Origin of the sequence: Streptomyces sp. NPDC007901 (assembly GCF_042959465.1) — a bacterium.
Classification (GTDB): Bacteria; Actinomycetota; Actinomycetes; order Streptomycetales; family Streptomycetaceae; genus Streptomyces.
This window is the reverse complement of sequence record NZ_JBIBKW010000017.1, coordinates 22919-38262: the sequence shown is the minus strand read 5'-3', so window position 1 is coordinate 38262 and position 15344 is coordinate 22919. Positions and strand designations below refer to the sequence as shown.

The 15344-nt window shown below is 72.0% G+C and carries 15 protein-coding genes; 7 read left to right on the top strand and 8 right to left on the bottom strand.

Annotated features, from left to right (window positions below; all coding sequences use genetic code 11):
* Positions 1-22: 22 nt before the first annotated feature.
* From ACFZDK_RS39815 to ACFZDK_RS39805, 3 genes are read right to left on the bottom strand one after another with little or no spacing between them, the layout of a single operon-like run.
* Entirely contained in the window at positions 23-376 is a 354-nt protein-coding gene (locus ACFZDK_RS39815; protein WP_390980012.1) for a UBP-type zinc finger domain-containing protein, read from the bottom strand.
* Positions 373-1842: an ATP-binding protein gene (locus ACFZDK_RS39810; protein ID WP_390980010.1), complete on the bottom strand. Its 1470-nt coding sequence runs from the start codon at positions 1840-1842 to the stop codon at positions 373-375. The genes ACFZDK_RS39815 and ACFZDK_RS39810 overlap by 4 nt, the downstream gene beginning before the upstream one ends.
* Positions 1839-3515, bottom strand: coding sequence for an FAD-dependent oxidoreductase (locus ACFZDK_RS39805; RefSeq protein WP_390980008.1), 1677 nt, complete (start codon positions 3513-3515; stop codon positions 1839-1841). Before ACFZDK_RS39805 ends, ACFZDK_RS39810 begins: the two co-directional genes overlap by 4 nt.
* Before the next feature lie 190 nt (positions 3516-3705).
* On the opposite strand from ACFZDK_RS39805, the gene ACFZDK_RS39800 reads away from it, so the two are divergent.
* The gene (locus ACFZDK_RS39800) at positions 3706-4575 is read left to right on the top strand and encodes a universal stress protein (RefSeq protein ID WP_390980006.1); all 870 of its coding nucleotides are present in this window, start codon (positions 3706-3708) and stop codon (positions 4573-4575) included.
* A 13-nt stretch (positions 4576-4588) separates the two neighbouring features.
* Here the strand turns inward: ACFZDK_RS39800 and ACFZDK_RS39795 are convergent, their stop codons facing one another.
* The 3 genes from ACFZDK_RS39795 to ACFZDK_RS39785 are packed head-to-tail and all read right to left on the bottom strand — an operon-like array spanning position 4589 to position 7260.
* Positions 4589-5824 (bottom strand): DUF4032 domain-containing protein, encoded by a 1236-nt coding sequence (locus tag ACFZDK_RS39795; protein WP_390980004.1) that lies wholly within the window; start codon positions 5822-5824, stop codon positions 4589-4591.
* 10 nt (positions 5825-5834) lie between these two features.
* Positions 5835-6584: an MBL fold metallo-hydrolase gene (locus ACFZDK_RS39790; RefSeq protein ID WP_390980002.1), complete on the bottom strand. Its 750-nt coding sequence runs from the start codon at positions 6582-6584 to the stop codon at positions 5835-5837.
* Between the two features lie 49 nt (positions 6585-6633).
* Positions 6634-7260, bottom strand: coding sequence for an alpha-ketoglutarate-dependent dioxygenase AlkB (locus ACFZDK_RS39785; protein WP_390980000.1), 627 nt, complete (start codon positions 7258-7260; stop codon positions 6634-6636).
* A gap of 127 nt (positions 7261-7387) precedes the next feature.
* On the opposite strand from ACFZDK_RS39785, the gene ACFZDK_RS39780 reads away from it, so the two are divergent.
* On the top strand, positions 7388-8014 hold the full coding sequence (locus tag ACFZDK_RS39780; RefSeq protein ID WP_390979998.1) for a TetR family transcriptional regulator: 627 nt from the start codon (positions 7388-7390) through the stop codon (positions 8012-8014).
* A 13-nt stretch (positions 8015-8027) separates the two neighbouring features.
* The gene (locus ACFZDK_RS39775) at positions 8028-9701 is read left to right on the top strand and encodes an FAD-binding dehydrogenase (RefSeq protein ID WP_390979996.1); all 1674 of its coding nucleotides are present in this window, start codon (positions 8028-8030) and stop codon (positions 9699-9701) included.
* A gap of 1 nt (position 9702) precedes the next feature.
* Here the strand turns inward: ACFZDK_RS39775 and ACFZDK_RS39770 are convergent, their stop codons facing one another.
* Positions 9703-10050 carry a DUF488 family protein gene (locus tag ACFZDK_RS39770; RefSeq protein WP_390979994.1) on the bottom strand — a complete coding sequence of 116 codons (348 nt, stop codon included), beginning with the start codon at positions 10048-10050 and terminating at the stop codon, positions 9703-9705.
* A gap of 169 nt (positions 10051-10219) precedes the next feature.
* Here ACFZDK_RS39770 and ACFZDK_RS39765 point away from each other — a divergent pair, with 169 nt between their 5' ends.
* The 4 genes from ACFZDK_RS39765 to ACFZDK_RS39750 are packed head-to-tail and all read left to right on the top strand — an operon-like array spanning position 10220 to position 15036.
* On the top strand, positions 10220-11638 hold the full coding sequence (locus ACFZDK_RS39765; protein WP_390979992.1) for a M1 family aminopeptidase: 1419 nt from the start codon (positions 10220-10222) through the stop codon (positions 11636-11638).
* Positions 11639-11679: 41 nt separating this feature from the next.
* A complete protein-coding gene (locus ACFZDK_RS39760; RefSeq protein WP_390979990.1) occupies positions 11680-12435 on the top strand; it encodes a hypothetical protein in 756 nt (251 codons plus the stop codon).
* 31 nt (positions 12436-12466) lie between these two features.
* Positions 12467-13165: a response regulator gene (locus ACFZDK_RS39755; RefSeq protein ID WP_390979988.1), complete on the top strand. Its 699-nt coding sequence runs from the start codon at positions 12467-12469 to the stop codon at positions 13163-13165.
* The gene (locus ACFZDK_RS39750) at positions 13162-15036 is read left to right on the top strand and encodes an ATP-binding protein (protein ID WP_390979986.1); all 1875 of its coding nucleotides are present in this window, start codon (positions 13162-13164) and stop codon (positions 15034-15036) included. Before ACFZDK_RS39755 ends, ACFZDK_RS39750 begins: the two co-directional genes overlap by 4 nt.
* Here the strand turns inward: ACFZDK_RS39750 and ACFZDK_RS39745 are convergent.
* The gene (locus tag ACFZDK_RS39745) at positions 15029-15283 is read right to left on the bottom strand and encodes a WhiB family transcriptional regulator (RefSeq protein ID WP_390979984.1); all 255 of its coding nucleotides are present in this window, start codon (positions 15281-15283) and stop codon (positions 15029-15031) included. The genes ACFZDK_RS39750 and ACFZDK_RS39745 overlap by 8 nt on opposite strands.
* Between the last annotated feature and the right edge of the window lie 61 nt (positions 15284-15344).

The following is a 15344-nucleotide window of genomic DNA, read 5'->3' as shown; positions in this document are numbered from 1 at the left end:
ACCGCTCACCCCCCTCGGGCGCTCAGCCCCGCAGAACCCGCGCCCAGTCCTCCGGCACCCGCTCCGCAGGACCCGGCACCGACTGGTCCGCGGGATGACTCTCCGGCGGCGCCAACTCCGGCCCGGCCTCGAACAGTTCCTCCGTCTCGAAGTTCCAGAACCAGCCCTCGCCCGGTTCGTAACTACGGATCACCGGATGCCCGGAGTCATGGAAGTGCGCGGTCGCGTGCTTCGCCGGCGAGTCGTCACAGCACCCGATGTGCCCGCACTGCGCGCACCGCCGCAGATGGAACCACCAGCCCCCCGCCTTGTCGCACTCGACACACCCCGCACCGCTCGGCGGAACGTTCGGGTCGATCGAGGTGTCGCCACTCATATCGTCTCCTCAGATGACTCGGGTGACTCGGGTGCTTCGGCGATCAGCGGGAGCAGCACCTGGAACCGGGTGTCCCCGGGCACCGACTCCACCCGCATGCTGCCGTGATGCTTGTTCACGACGATCCGCCAGGAGATGTCCAGACCGAGGCCGGTGCCCTGCCCCACGGGCTTGGTCGTGAAGAAGGGGTCGAAGATCCGGTCCTTGATCTCCGGCGCGATCCCGCTCCCGGTGTCCCGGAACTCGACCAGCAGCTGCTCGTGGTCGAGGGCGGTCCGCACGGTCAGCGTGCCGCGTCCGCCGTCGCCGTCCTTCATCGCGCAGACCGCGTTGTCGATGAGGTTGGTCCACACCTGGTTGAGCTCGGCGGGGTAGGCCGGCACCGGCGGGACCGTACGGTCGTACTCCTTGACCACCTGGATGTCCTGCCCGATCTTTCCGGACAGCATCAGCAGCGTGCTGTCGAGGAGTTCGTGCACGTCCACCTCGCGGTAGGGCGCCCGGTCCAGCTGGCTGTACTGCTTGGCCGCGTCGACGAGGTGCGAGATCCGGGTGGTCGAGTCCTCGATCTCGTTCATCAACAGCTCGGTCTCGATGGTGTAGTTGAGCCAGCCGACCGAGTTCGGCAGGATCTCCTCGTCGACGGCCGCCGCGACCTGCTCCAGCCAGTCCACGTCGAGACCGGCCTGGACGAAGGTCGGCGCGAGCTGCCAGCCGTAGTCGATGCCGTGGTCCTCCAGCCAGTCCGTGAGCACGTCCTCGCGGTCCGAGGCCTCCAGCGGACTGAGCACCGGTGCCTTGGCGACCCGCTCGGCGGTGCGCTCCTGGATCTCGACCAGACCGGCCAACTGCTCGCGCGAGAAGGGACTCTCGGCGATGATCGCGAGCTTGTGCCGCATCTTCGCCACCCGCTCGCGCAGCGTGGACGTGGCCCGTACGGCCGCCGCGGCGGGGTTGTTGAGCTCGTGGGTGAGCCCGGCCGACAACGAGCCGAGCGCCAGCAGCCGTTCGCGCTGCCCGATCGCCGCCTGGGTGTTCTTCGAGCCGAAGAACAGGCCCTCCAGCAGGTGTACGGCCATCGGGAACCACTCGCGCATGATGTCCGCGAACGTGTCCGAGGGCAGCACGAAGAACCGCGTCGGCTCGGTCACCCGCATCGAGTTGTTGTAGGCCTGCCGCACCCGGTCCCCGAGGTACGCCTGCATGGCGCCCGCGTACACACCGGCCTGCGAGGTCCGGGTGACCTCGACGTCGTCCCCGCCGACCTGCCGGGAGAGCACCACCGTGCCCTCGATCATCACGTAGAAGCAGGTCGCCGGCTCACCCTCGGTGTAGACGGGACCGGGCTCGAACAGCTCCACCCGGCCCGCGGCGCACAGCCGCCCCAGCTGCTCCGGCTCCAGCTTCTCGAACAGGAACAGCGCGCCGACCTCCTGCGGGCTGCACGGCATCGGCTGCCCGCTCATGACTGCTCCAGGTACCGGTGGACGAGCATCACTGCCATGGCTCCCTCTCCGACGGCGGACGCGACACGCTTGGCGGACTCGGCGCGTGCGTCGCCCGCCACGAACACGCCGGGAATACTGGTCTCCAGGTGGTACGGAGGCCGGTCCAGCTCCCAGGCCGCCGGCGGCCGTCCGTCGACGGTCAGATCGGGCCCGGCCAGGATGAACCCGCGTCCGTCGCGCAGCACCGTGTCGCCGAGCCAGTCGGTCAGCGGTGCCGCCCCGATGAAGACGAACATCCACTGGGCCTCGACTTGTTCCCGGTCCCCGGTCTCCACATGGCGCAGGGTGAGCTGCTCCAGGCGCTCCACGCCGTGCGCGGCGTCGACCACCGTTTGACTGCGCACGGAGATGTTCGGGGCCTCGTTGATCTGCTGGATCAGGTAGTACGACATCGAGGCCGACAGGTCGGTGCCGCGGACCAGCAGGGTCACCGACTTGGCGAACCGGGACAGGTACATGGCGGCCTGGCCGGCCGAGTTGGCGCCGCCGACGATGTACACGTCCTGGCCCTGGCAGGAGGTCGCCTCGGTGAGCGCGGAGCCGTAGAAGACCCCGCAGCCGGTCAGATCGACGCAGCCCTCCGCCTCCAGCTGCCGGTACTGCACACCGGTCGCCAGGATCACGCTGTGCGCCGCGACCGCCGACCCGTCCGCGAACCGCACGACCCGGGCGCCCCCGGTGATCTCCAGGCCGGTCACCTCGCGCGCGGTCAGGATCTCCGCGCCGAACTTGGCGGCCTGCCGCCGCGCCCGGTCGGTGAGCTGGGCGCCCGACACGCCGTCCGGGAAGCCCAGGTAGTTCTCGATACGGGAGCTCTGCCCGGCCTGCCCGCCGGTCGCCGACCGCTCCACGAGCACGGTCCGCAGCCCCTCCGACGCCCCGTACACCGCGGCGCCGAGCCCGGCCGGGCCGCCGCCGATGACCACGAGGTCGTAGAAGTCCGCCGTCGGCGTCGTCGCCAGCCCCACGCGCGCGGCCAGCTCCGGGGCCTCCGGCTCGATCAGAGGCGTACCGTCCGGCGTGATCACCAGCGGCAGCCGGTCCCCGTCGGCCTCCGCCGCGGCCAGCAGCCGCTGCCCCTCGGGCTCCTCGACCGAGTACCAGCGGTAGGGCACCTGGTTGCGGGCGAGGAACTCCCGCACGTCCGAGGACCGGGCCGACCAGCGGTGCCCGACGACCTTGGTGGCCGGCACCGGCTTGTAGTCGCTGGCCCGCCAGGCGTCCAGCAGGTCGTCGAGGACCGGGTAGAGCTTCTCCTCCGGCGGGTCCCAGGGCTTGAGCAGATAGTGGTCGAGATCGACGACGTTGATCGCGTCGATCGCCGCGTTGGTGTCCGCGTACGCGGTCAGCAGCACGCGGCGGGCGCCCGGATACACGTCCAGGGCCTGTTCCAGGAACTCGATGCCGTTCATCTGCGGCATCCGGTAGTCGGCCAGGATCACCGCCACCAGGTCGCCGCGGAGCTTCAACTCGCGCAGCGCCTCCAGCGCCGAGTCCCCGGACTCCGCGCGCACGATCCGGTACGACGCCCCGTAGCGGCGCCGCAGGTCCCGGGCGACGGCACGGGAGACCCCCGGGTCGTCGTCCACGGTCATGATGACGGTCCGTGCTGCGTCGGCAGCCTGTGCCATACGTCTCCCACCCCGAGCCGTTGGTTCAACGGAACGGCGGGCCCTCCGGGAGGAGCGCGGCCACCGCACCGGTTCCCGCCCATCGTATGTTCGATCGCCCGCCTCCGCTCTTGTACACCGGTGCACACCTGGCAGCCCGCAGTGCGGAACACTGATCGCGCAGACGCGGAACCGACGAGGAGGCCGGTGCATGACACGCCCGATCACGGCAGGGGTCGACGGTACGGAGGAGAGCCATGCCGCTCTCGACTGGGCGGCCCGGGAGGCGGTGCGCCGGGGGCTGCCGCTCCGGGTGGTGCACGCCTGGCGGTTCGAGGCGCACGAGGCGCTCGGCGAGGACCGGGAGGCCCAGCGCGGCTGGGTGTCCGACGGGGTGGCGGAGTCGGTGCGGGCCGTGACGGGACGGTATCCGGACCTCTCGGTGAGCGTCGACGTCGTCGAGGGCGGGCCGGTCGAGGTGCTCGTGGAGGCATCTGCCCGGGCCGAGCTCCTTGCGCTGGGCTCGCGCGGGCACGGACGGGTCGTCGGGTTCCTGCTGGGCTCCGTCGGCCAGCAGGTGATCGCGGAGGCCGCCCGTCCGGTGGTGCTGGTGCGCGCCGGGGACCAGCCGGCGGCCGAGGCCGGCGGGCGCGAGGTCGTCGTCGGCCAGCAGGGCGGGCCCGAGGACAGCGCGGCCGTGCTGGAGTTCGCGTTCGGGACGGCGGCGGCCCGCGGGGCGACGGTCCGGGTCGTCCGGGCCTGGACGCTGCCGCCGGTCTTCGCCTACAGCCCCGGCTCGCTGAAGCTGCTGGACGAGGCCGGGGGCCTGGAACCGTTCGAAAAGAAGGCACTGGCCGAGGCGGTCCGGCCGCTGCGGGAGCGGTACCCGGACGTACCGGTCGCCGAGCACGTGGAGATGGGCAGCGCCGGGCAGGTGCTGCTGTCGATGGCCGGACGGGCCCAGCTGATGGTCGTCGGGCGGCGCGCCCACCGGACGGCGGTCGGCGCCCGCATCGGCTCGGTCGCGCACGGGGTGCTGCACCATGCCGACTGCCCGGTGGCCGTGGTGCCGCACGACTGACGCGCGCCCGCGCTCACTCGGGCGTGACCGGCTCCAGGGTCTCCCGCGCCTTCGGCAGCACGTTCTCGATGTAGTCCTCGACCGCGTTGTCCAGGCCTATGTCGTGCTGGGCCCGCTCGGACAGGTACCAGCGGTGCTCCAGCAGCTCGTGGTAGATCTCGGCCGGGTCCATGGAACCGCGCAGCTCCAGCGGCACGGCCCGCACGGTGGGGCGGAAGACGTCCCGCACCCACCGGTGGGCCAGCACCTCGGGGCGGGCGGCGAGGGGGTCGCCCGGGGCGTAGTCGTCCTGGGTGGCCATCCAGCTCTCCAGGTCGTTCAGCAGCCGCCGCGCCTGGTTCTCCTCGGCGTCCAGGCCGGTCAGCCGCAGCAGCTGGCGCTGGTGGTGGCCGGCGTCGACGACCTTCGGCACGAAGGTGACGGTGTCGCCGTTGGAGGAGTGCTCGATCTGCATCTCGGCCACGTCGAAACCGAGCTCGTTCAGGCGCCGGATCCGCCGCTCGATGTAGTGGTACTTGCCTGCCGGGTACACCGAGGTCCGGGTCAGCTCCTCCCACAGCTCGCCGTAGCGCGTGCAGATCTCGAACCCGAACTCGATCGGGTCCAGCGACGGGTGCAGTGCCCCCGACGCCTCCAGGTCGAGCAGCTCCCCGCTGATGTTCACCCGGGCCAGGTCGAGGTCGTACTCCCGCTGCCCGTTGCTCAGCTGCGGGTGCAGATCGCCGGTCTCGGCGTCCACCAGGTACGCCGCGTAGGCGCCCGCGTCCCGCCGGAACAGCGTGTTGGACAGCGAGCAGTCGCCCCAGGCGAACCCGGCCAGGTGCAGTCGTACGAGCAGCACGGCGAGGGCGTCCATGAGGCGGTGCATGGTGGCCGGGCGCATGGTCGTCTCGAACATCGAGCGGTACGGCATCGAGCCGCCCAGGTGCCGGGTGACCAGCACCGACTCCAGCGGCTCGCCCTCCGGGTCGACGCGCCCGGTGATCACCGCGAGCGGGTCGACCGCGGGGATCGCGAGCCGGTCCAGGTCGCGCAGCAGCTCGTACTCGCGCAGCGCCGGGCGCTCCGCCAGCTCCTTCACCGCGAGCACCTCGTCGCCCGCGCGGGCGTAGCGCACCACGTGCCGGGAGATACCGCGGGGGAGCGGCACGAGGTACTCCTCGGGCCACTCCTCCAGCGGGACGTCCCAGGGGAGTTCGAGCAGGAGCGCGGGGTGCTCCGGGTTGGTGGCGCTGATCTGCAATGCCATGGCCCGAACCTTAGACGGCGCGTGCGCGGGCCTGCTGGGCGGCCGCCTTCACGGACCCCCGGTGCAGGGGCCCGTGCCCGGGCAGCAGCGCGTCGGCGTCGAGTTCCGCGATGAGGTCGAGCGAGGCCACCGCGCGGGCGCGTTCGTGGTGGAACATGTCCGGCAGCAGCTGCGGCCCCTGGATCCGCGAGGTGCGGTGCCCGCTGACCAGGGCGTCGCCGGAGATCACGATCCCGGCCTCGGGCAGGTGGTAGACGGTGTGCCCGTCGGTGTGGCCGGGGGTGTGCACCGGGACCGGGCGGCCCGGCAGGTCCAGCGGGCCGTCGGCGACGGGGAACGCCTCGGGTGCGGTGACCGGGTGCTGCTCGGTGCCCCCGACCCGCAGCACATGCACCAGCCAGGGCACCACACCGGGCCGCCAGGCGTTCTTGAGTACGTCGCCCACGGCCACCTGCTGGAGGAAGTCCCGGCGCGCGTGCGGCACTTCCGCCTCGTGCAGATAGACCGGGGTGCCATGGGTGTGGCGCAGGTACTCCGCCGAGCCGAGGTGGTCGTTGTGCGCGTGGGTGATCAGGACGGCCGCGACGGCCTCCGGCGAGCTGCCCACCTCCGTGAGGGAGCCGAGCAGCCCCTCCCGGTCCCCGGGGTAGCCGGTGTCCACCAGCGTGACGGCGTCACCGTCCTTGAGGATCACCCAGTTGGTGTGGTGTCCGTGCACCAGGTAGGTGCCCTTGCCGACTTCGTGTACCTCAGCGTGCATGGACACAGCCAACCAGATGATGTGGGGCAGCCGTCAGGGAGGACCGGGGTCAGCGCACCCCGTGCGGCCGGAACTGGATGCTGATCCGCGGCCCGGCGGCCCGTGCCGTCTTCGGTACGCAGTGCTCCCAGGTCCGCTGGCAGGAGCCGCCCATCACGATCAGGTCGCCGTGTCCCAGCGGGCGCCGGACCGAGGGGCCGCCGCGCAGGGGGCGCAGCAGCAGGTCGCGGGGGGCGCCCACGGAGAGGATCGCGACCATGGTGTCCTCGCGGGCACCCCGGCCGATCCGGTCGCCGTGCCAGGCGACGCTGTCCCGGCCGTCGCGGTAGTGGCAGAGCCCGGCCGTGGCGAAGGGCTCGCCCAGCTCGTCGGCGTAGTGCCGGGTGAGCGCCTCGCGGGCCTCGGTGAGGACGGGGTGGGGGAGCGGGTCGCCCGCGCCGTAGAAGGCGAGCAGGCGCGGTACGTCCACGACGTTGTCGTACATCGTGCGGCGCTCGGCGTGCCAGGGGACGTCCGCAGCCAGGCGTTCGAACAGCACGTCGGCGCCGCTCAGCCAGCCGGGCAGCACGTCGATCCAGGCGCCGGAGCCCAGCACGGTCCGGCCGATGCCGTCGAGGGAACCGAGCCGCAGCTCGTCGGTCTGGTCGAACAGGGAGCCCTGGAGGTGCGTGGCCATGGAGTCAGCGTACTCCTTAATCGAAAATCTGTTCCCATCTGATCTTCGAGCCGTGGATCGAACCGCAGAACCTCTTTCGATACATTTATGTATCCGATACATTCGCGTATCGAACGGAGGTCGGGACATGACCGTGGACGGCGCGACCCAGCGGGTGACCCGGCGCCGGGTGCGCACCCGGGCCCGGCTGCTCGACGCGGCGTTCACCGTGTTCGCCGCCAAGGGCTTCGGGCGGGTCTCCATCGAGGAGGTCTGCGAGGCCGCCGGCTTCAGCCGGGGCGCCTTCTACTCCAACTTCGCCACCCTCGACGAACTGTTCTTCGCGCTCTACCGGGAGCGCGCCGAGCTGATCGCCGAGCAGGTCGCCGACGCGCTCGCCGGCGACGGCCCCGACCTGGACGTACCGGCCTCCGTGGACCGCGTCACCGACGTGCTGCTCCTGGACGTGGACTGGCTGCTGGTGAAGACGGACTTCCTGGTCCACGCCGCCCGGGACCCGGCCGTCGCCGAGGCCCTGCTCGACCACCGTGCCCGCCTGCGGCAGGCCATCGCCGACCGGCTCTTCCGGGCCCGCGGCCACGCCCCGCTCCCCGCCGTCCTCGGCGGCGTCGAGGGCGCCGCGCACGCCGTGGTCGCCGCGTACGACGGAGTCACCACCCAGCTGCTGCTCGACAAGGACGTGGACCGGGCCCGTGCCTGGCTCAAACAACTGCTCACCGCGCTGCTGACCGACGGCAGCACCCGATTCGGATAAGAAAGGCGTCGCCATGGACGCGGACGTCATCGTCGTCGGAGCCGGCCTGGCCGGCCTGGTCGCGGCGCACGAACTCACCAGCCGGGGCAGGCGGGTCGCCCTGGTCGACCAGGAGAACGCCGCCAACCTCGGCGGCCAGGCGTTCTGGTCCTTCGGCGGGCTCTTCCTCGTCGACTCGCCCGAACAGCGTCGCCTCGGCATCAAGGACTCCCTCGACCTGGCCTGGAGCGACTGGCGGGGCAGCGCCCAGTTCGACCGCGAGGACGACGAGGACTCCTGGGCGGTGCGCTGGGCGCGCGCCTACGTCGAGTTCGCGGCGGGGGAGAAGCGGCCCTGGCTGCAGGGCCACGGCATCAGCCTGCTGCCGACCGTCGGCTGGGCCGAACGCGGCGACCTGCGGGCCCACGGCCACGGCAACTCCGTCCCGCGCTTCCACGTCGCCTGGGGCAGCGGGACCGGTGTGGTCGAGCCCTTCGTGGGCTACGCCCGGCAGGCCGCCCGCGACGGGCTGCTCACCTTCTACCACCGCCACCAGGTCGACGAACTCGTCATCGAGGGCGGCGAGGCGCGCGGAGTGCGCGGCACGGTCCTGGCCGCCGACGACTCGGCCCGCGGGGTCGCCTCCAACCGCGACCGGATCGGCGACTTCGAGCTCACCGCCCAGGCCGTGGTCGTCACCTCCGGCGGCATCGGCGCCAACCACGACATCGTGCGCCGCTACTGGCCCGAGCGGCTCGGCACGCCCCCCGCCGAGATGGTCACCGGCGTCCCCGCCTACGTGGACGGCCGCATGCTCGACATCAGCGCCGAGGCGGGCGTCCGCCTGGTCAACCGCGACCGCATGTGGCACTACACCGAGGGCATCCAGAACTGGAACTCCGTCTGGCCCGGCCACGGCATCCGCATCCTGCCCGGCCCGTCCTCGATCTGGCTCGACGCCCTCGGCCGCCGGCTGCCCGACCCCTGCCTGCCGGGCTACGACACCCTCAACACGCTCAAGCACCTGCGCACCACCGAGGACATCGCCGGATACGACCACTCCTGGTTCGTCCTCACCCGCAAGATCGTCGAGAAGGAGTTCGCGCTCTCCGGCTCCGAGCAGAACCCCGACATCACCGCCAAGGACCGCAAGGCCGTGCTCCGCGACCGGCTGCTCGGCAAGGGCGCGCCCGGACCGGTGCAGGCCTTCCTCGACAAGGGCGCGGACTTCGTGACCGCCACCTCCCTGGAACAGCTCGTCGAGAAGATGAACGGGCTCACCGACAAGGCCCTGCTCGACGCGGCCGAGATCCGGCGCCAGATCGTCGCCCGCGACCTGCAGATCAACAACTCCTACAGCAAGGACTCCCAGGTCCAGGGCATCCACAACGCCCGCCGCTACATCGGCGACCGGCTGGGCCGGGTCGCCACCCCGCACCGCATCCTCGACCCCGCCGCCGGCCCGCTGATCGGTGTCAAGCTGCACGTCCTCACCCGCAAGACGCTCGGCGGCATCCAGACCGACCTGGACTCCCGCGCCCTCGGCGCCGACGGGCAGCCGATCGGCGGGCTCTACGCGGCCGGCGAGGTGGCCGGCTTCGGCGGCGGCGGTGTGCACGGCTACAACGCGCTGGAGGGCACCTTCCTCGGCGGCTGCCTCTTCTCCGGCCGGGCGGCCGGCCGGGCGGCGGCGAAGCAGACCGCGTGACCTACGCGGAGAGGAGCCGCGCCAGGACCGTGGCGTGGCTCTGCTCCGGTGTCTTCGACGCGGTGAGCAGGGTCACCGGCTCCTTCCGTGCCGACTCCCGCAGGCCGTCGAGGAGCCCGGCGGCCTCGGGGTCGGCCAGCTCCGCCTCGTAACGGCGGGTGAACTCCTCGTACGATCCGCCGTCGTGGAACCAGCGGCGCAGCTCGTTCGACGGCGTCAACCCCTTGGGCCACTCGTCCACGTGCGCGTCCTCCTTGGACATCCCGCGCGGCCACAGCCGGTCCACCAGGACCCGGACCCCGTCCTCGGGCTCGGGCGTTTCGTAGATCCTGCGGACGCGCACGCTCACGGTCGGGCACCTCTCGGCTCGGCGACGGTGCCGCGAGCGTACGCGGCGGGCCCGTGCCACCGGCTGCCGACGCGGCTCGCTTTGACCAGAATGAGGGGGAAGCACAGACGCCCGCGCGCCTAGTCTGTGGGCCACTGATCATCAGCCACCCCCCTTCGAAGGAGCGCATGTGCTGGGTGCAAGCAGAGGTACCGGTACCGCAGTCCTCCGCCGCGAGGCCGTCCTCGCCACCGTCCCGGTCGCCGTGGCGGCCCTGCTCGCCGCCGCCGGACCGGCCTCGGCGGGCACCATAGGCGCCTCCGGCGCGGGCGACCCGTACTTCCCGCTCAGCGGCAACGGCGGCTACCACGTCAGCCACTACGACCTGACGCTCCGCTACGACACCTCCTCCCGTCACCTCGACGGCAAGGCCGTCCTCACCGCCCGCGCCACCCAGAAGCTCACCCGCTTCGACCTCGACCTGAAGGGCCTCAAGGTCACCCGGGTCACGGTCGACGGCCGGACGGCCCGCTTCAGCCGCAGCGGACAGGAACTCGCCGTCACGCCGTCGCGGGCGCTCGCCAAGGGCCGGGACTTCAAGGTCACCGTGGCCTACAACGGCACGCCCAAGTCGGTCACCGACCCGGACGGTTCGGACGACGGCTGGATCCGCACCGACGACGGCGCCTTCGTCGCGGGCGAGCCGCAGGGCGCCATGACCTGGTTCCCGTCCAACAGCCACCCCAAGGACAAGTCGTCGTACGACTTCACCATCACCGTCCCCAAGGGCCGCACCGCCATCGCCAACGGCGTCCTCCTCGGACAGCACACGTCCGACGGCCGCACGACCTTCCGCTGGCGGCAGAGCGAGCCGATGGCCGCCTACCTCGCCACCGCGACCGTCGGCAAGTTCAAGGTCGAGCAGTACACCACCCGGGACGGAATCAAGGTGTACAACGCGGTCGACCCGCGGGAGGCGAGCGGCTCGGCGGCCGTGCTGAAGAAGCTGCCGTCGGTGCTGGAGTGGGAGAGCAAGCTGTTCGGGCCGTACCCGTTCCGCTCCGCCGGGTCCATCGTCGACCACGCGCCGAACGTCGGCTACGCCCTGGAGACGCAGGGCCGGCCGATCTACGACTCGGCGCCGGACCTGGACACGCTCGTGCACGAGAACGCCCACCAGTGGTTCGGCGACTCCGTCTCCGTCACCGCCTGGAAGGACATCTGGCTCAACGAGGGCTTCGCGTCGTACACCGAGTGGCTGTACAACGAGCAGCACGGGGGCGACAGCGCGCAGAAGACCTTCGACGCGCTGTACGCGAAGCCGGCGAGCAACGAGCTGTGGGCGTACCCGCCCGGTGACCCGGGCAGTGGCGCGAACATCTTCGGCACGCCGGTGTACGAGCGGGGCGCGATGGCCCTGCACGAGCTGCGCAAGGCCGTGGGGGACACGGACTTCTTCCGGATCCTGCGGGCCTGGGCCACTCAGCACCGGTACGGGCACGGGACGACCGCGGAGTTCGTGAAGCTGGCGGAGGGGAAGTCGGGTAAGGACCTGGGTCCGCTGTTCCAGACCTGGTTGTACCAGCAGGGCAAGCCGAACCAGGCCTGAATCCTGACCAGTTCCTTACAAATCTGCGTCACCCTCGTTCCATGATCCATCGCAGAACCGCCGTCGCCCTCGTCGCCTCCCCCCTGCTGCTCTCCGGCTGCGGGGGCGGCGCCGAGGCCGCGCCGAGCCGGCCGGACGACAACCGCCCGGACGACAGCCTGGCGGCCGGGGCGACGGCCACCCCCACACCCGAGAGCAGCACCTCGCAGGCGCCCGGCATACCCGGGCTCGGACCGAGGACCACGGCCGCGATACCCGAGCGGGCCGAACAGGTCGTCGTCGCCAGCGGCCGGGGCAAGGACTCGCCCCTGTCCACCGTCGTCCTCTACGAGCGCGACGACACCGCCTGGCAGCCCGGCGCCAGTTGGCCCGCGCACAACGGCAGGGACGGCTGGAGCACCCACCACATGGCCGGAGACCTGCGCTCGCCCGTCGGGGTGTACGGACTCACCGACGCCGGAGGGCTGCTGCGGGACCCCGGGAGCAGGCTGCCCTACCACCAGTCCTCCGGTTTCTACTCGCCCGGCACCGGATTCGAGGGCGAGCCGCTGCAGGGGTCGTTCGACTACGTCGTCGCCATCAACTACAACCGCGAGCCGGGCACCTCACCCCTCGACTGGACCCGCCCGCTGGGCGCGAAGCGCGGCGGCGGTGTCTGGCTGCACGTCGACCACGGCGGCCCGACCCACGCCTGTGTCAGTGTCGCGAAGGCCCATATGAAGGAGCTGCTGCGCACCCTCGATCCGGACCGGCATCCGGTCGTCGCCATGGGGTACGCCGACTGGCTCGCCCGGTAGACCGCCGGTACTCCGCTTAGGATCCGAACTCGTGTGCGCACATGTGCTGGTCGCCGAGGACGACGAGATGCAGGCCGAGCTGATCCGGCGCTCCCTGCTGGCCGAGGGCCATACCGCGACCGTGGTCCACGACGGGGCCGCGGCGCTGGACGCGGCGCGCCGGCTCGGGCCCGACCTGGTCGTGCTCGACCTGATGCTCCCGGTGATCGACGGCTTCGGCGTCTGCCGGGTGCTGCGCGGCGGCGACCCGGAGATTCCCGTACTGATGCTCACGGCCCGCTCCGAGGAGGAGGACGTGCTGCTCGGCCTGGAACTCGGCGCCGACGACTACATGACCAAGCCGTACAGCCCACGGGAGCTGATGGCCCGGATCCGGACGATCCTGCGGCGCAGCGGGCGGGCCTCCGCCGTACGGGAGGAGCCCGCCGTGGTCGCCGCCGGCCTCAGCGTCGATCCCGTACGGCACGAGGTCCGCTGCGACGGGGCGCCGGTGGAGGTGACCCCGGCCGAGTTCCAGATCCTGCTCGCCATGGCCGGGGAACCCGATCGGGTGTTCACCCGGCGGCAACTGCTGCAGTGCACCCGCGGCTTCGACCGGTCCTCCACCGAACGGGCCGTCGACGTGCACGTGATGAACCTGCGCCGGAAGATCGAGGCCGATCCCCGGCGGCCGGTGCGGCTGCTGACCGTGTTCGGCGTCGGCTACAAGCTGAGCGGCGGCCGCCCGTGAAGCCGCGCATACCCTGGCGCAAACGGCTGCTGGTCCGGCTGCTGTTCACCTCGGTGCTGATCGCCGTGTGCTCCGTCGCCGCCACCGCCTGGCTCGCCGTGACGACCACCACCAGCGCGCTGGAGGAGGAGCAGGGGCAGGACCTCGCCGCCGACAACAAGATCCTCGCGCAGCTCAGCGGGTACGCGGCGGACCACCCCGACTGGACCGGCGTCCAGCACACCGTGCGGGCACTGGCCGCCAAGACCGGCCGCCGGATCGCCCTGACCACCGCCGACCGCACCCTGATCGCCGACTCGGCGCCCCACGACACCCCGCTGCCGCCCCGGCCGGCCGCCGCCGTGGACCCGCTGCACACCGACACCTACACCGAGTTCGGCGCCCAGCTCAGCGGCATCGACCCGCGCGCGGTGGGACCGTTCCTGCTGACCGCGGCGGAGCGGGAGAAGCTGGAAGCGGTCGCGCAGAAGGAGCAGGCCTGCTTCGACCGCTTCGGCGTCCACACCACCGTCCAGCACACCCCGAGCGGGCGGCCCCACGTCATCGTCGACGACGCCCGGGACGCGCCCCTCGAACTCAAGGTCGGCTGCGGCAACGTCTACGGCGAGTCGACCGCCGACACGAGCGACGCGCTCGACTTCCCGATGCCCACCGAGACCAACGCCCTCACCGCGCTGACGGACCTGGCCCGCCCCTGCCTGCGGGCCCGGGACCTGGACCTCGGCGCCAAGCTCTCCCTCACCTACGACGCGACCGGCCGCAACCCCGTCTCCGGAGCCTTCCTGGTCACCAAGAAGGGCATCGACAAGAAGGGCATCGAGCGGACGACGGACCAGACCGCGAAGAACTGCGTCACCAACGCCCGCCGCACCCAGCTCGAACCGTACGTCGCCCCCGCCGCCGAACTCTTCCTCGGCATCGGCGACCAGACCGCACCCCGCTTCGACATGTCCCCGGCCAACAAGGCCAGGATCGTCGGCGCGGCCGGCCTGGTCCTCGCCGTCACGGTCGCCGTCACCGCCGTGGTCGCCACCCGTCTGGTACGACCGCTGCGCGCGCTCACGGTCGCCGCGCGGCAGCCCCCCGAACTGCACGTCCGGGCACCGGTGCGGACCCGGGACGAGACCGGGCTGCTCGCCGAGGCGTTCAACGACCTCACCGAGCGCCGGGAACGCCTGGAGGAGCAGCGCAAGGCCATGGTCAGCGACATCGCCCACGAACTGCGCAGCCCGCTCACCAACATCCGGGGCTGGCTCGAGGTCACCCGGGACGGCGTGGTCGACCCCGACCCGGCGCTGCTGTCCTCGCTGCACGAGGAGGCCCTGGTCCTCCAGCGGATCATCGACGACCTCCAGGACCTGGCCGCCGCCGACGCCGGCACCCTGCGCGTGCACCGTGAGCAGGTCCGGGCCACGGACCTGCTCGACCAGGTCGCCGCCGCCCACCGGGTCGCCGCCGACGCGGCCGGGGTCACCCTGCTGACCGACGCCCAGGACACGGCCTGGCTGGACGCCGACCCGGTGCGGATGCGCCAGGCGCTGGGCAACCTGGTCTCCAACGCGATCCGGCACACCCCCGCCGACGGCACGGTCACGCTGACCGCCCGCAGGGACGGCGACGACGTGGTCCTCACCGTGACCGACACCGGCAAGGGCATCGCCCCCGACGATCTCCTGCACGTCTTCGAGCGGTTCTGGCGGGCGGAGAAGTCCCGCAGCCGCCGCACCGGGGGCAGCGGGCTCGGCCTGCCGATCGTGCGGCACCTGGTCGCCGCCCACGACGGGACCGCCGAGGCGCGCAGCGAGCCGGGCAAGGGCGCCGAGTTCACCCTGCGGCTGCCGGCGGCCGAGGCCCCGGCCGACGTCAGCTGAACCGGCGCGCCGCCGCCTGCCTGCGCCGGGCCAGCAGCCGGCGCTCCGACTCCGTCGTCCCGCCCCAGACACCGACGGTCTGCCCGGTCTCCATCGCCCAGCGCAGACACGGGTCCTGGACCGGACAGCGCTCACAGACGGCCTTCGCGCGCCGCGTCTGCTGCAGCGACGGGCCGGTGGTGCCGATCGGGAAGAAAAGGTCGGGGTCCTCGTCGCGGCACTCGGCGTGCTTTCGCCAGTCGTCCATCGAAGTCACCTGCGATCCAAGTCGACTCTGCCGTTTCGGGTGCGCGTTGCTCGGCTCCGGG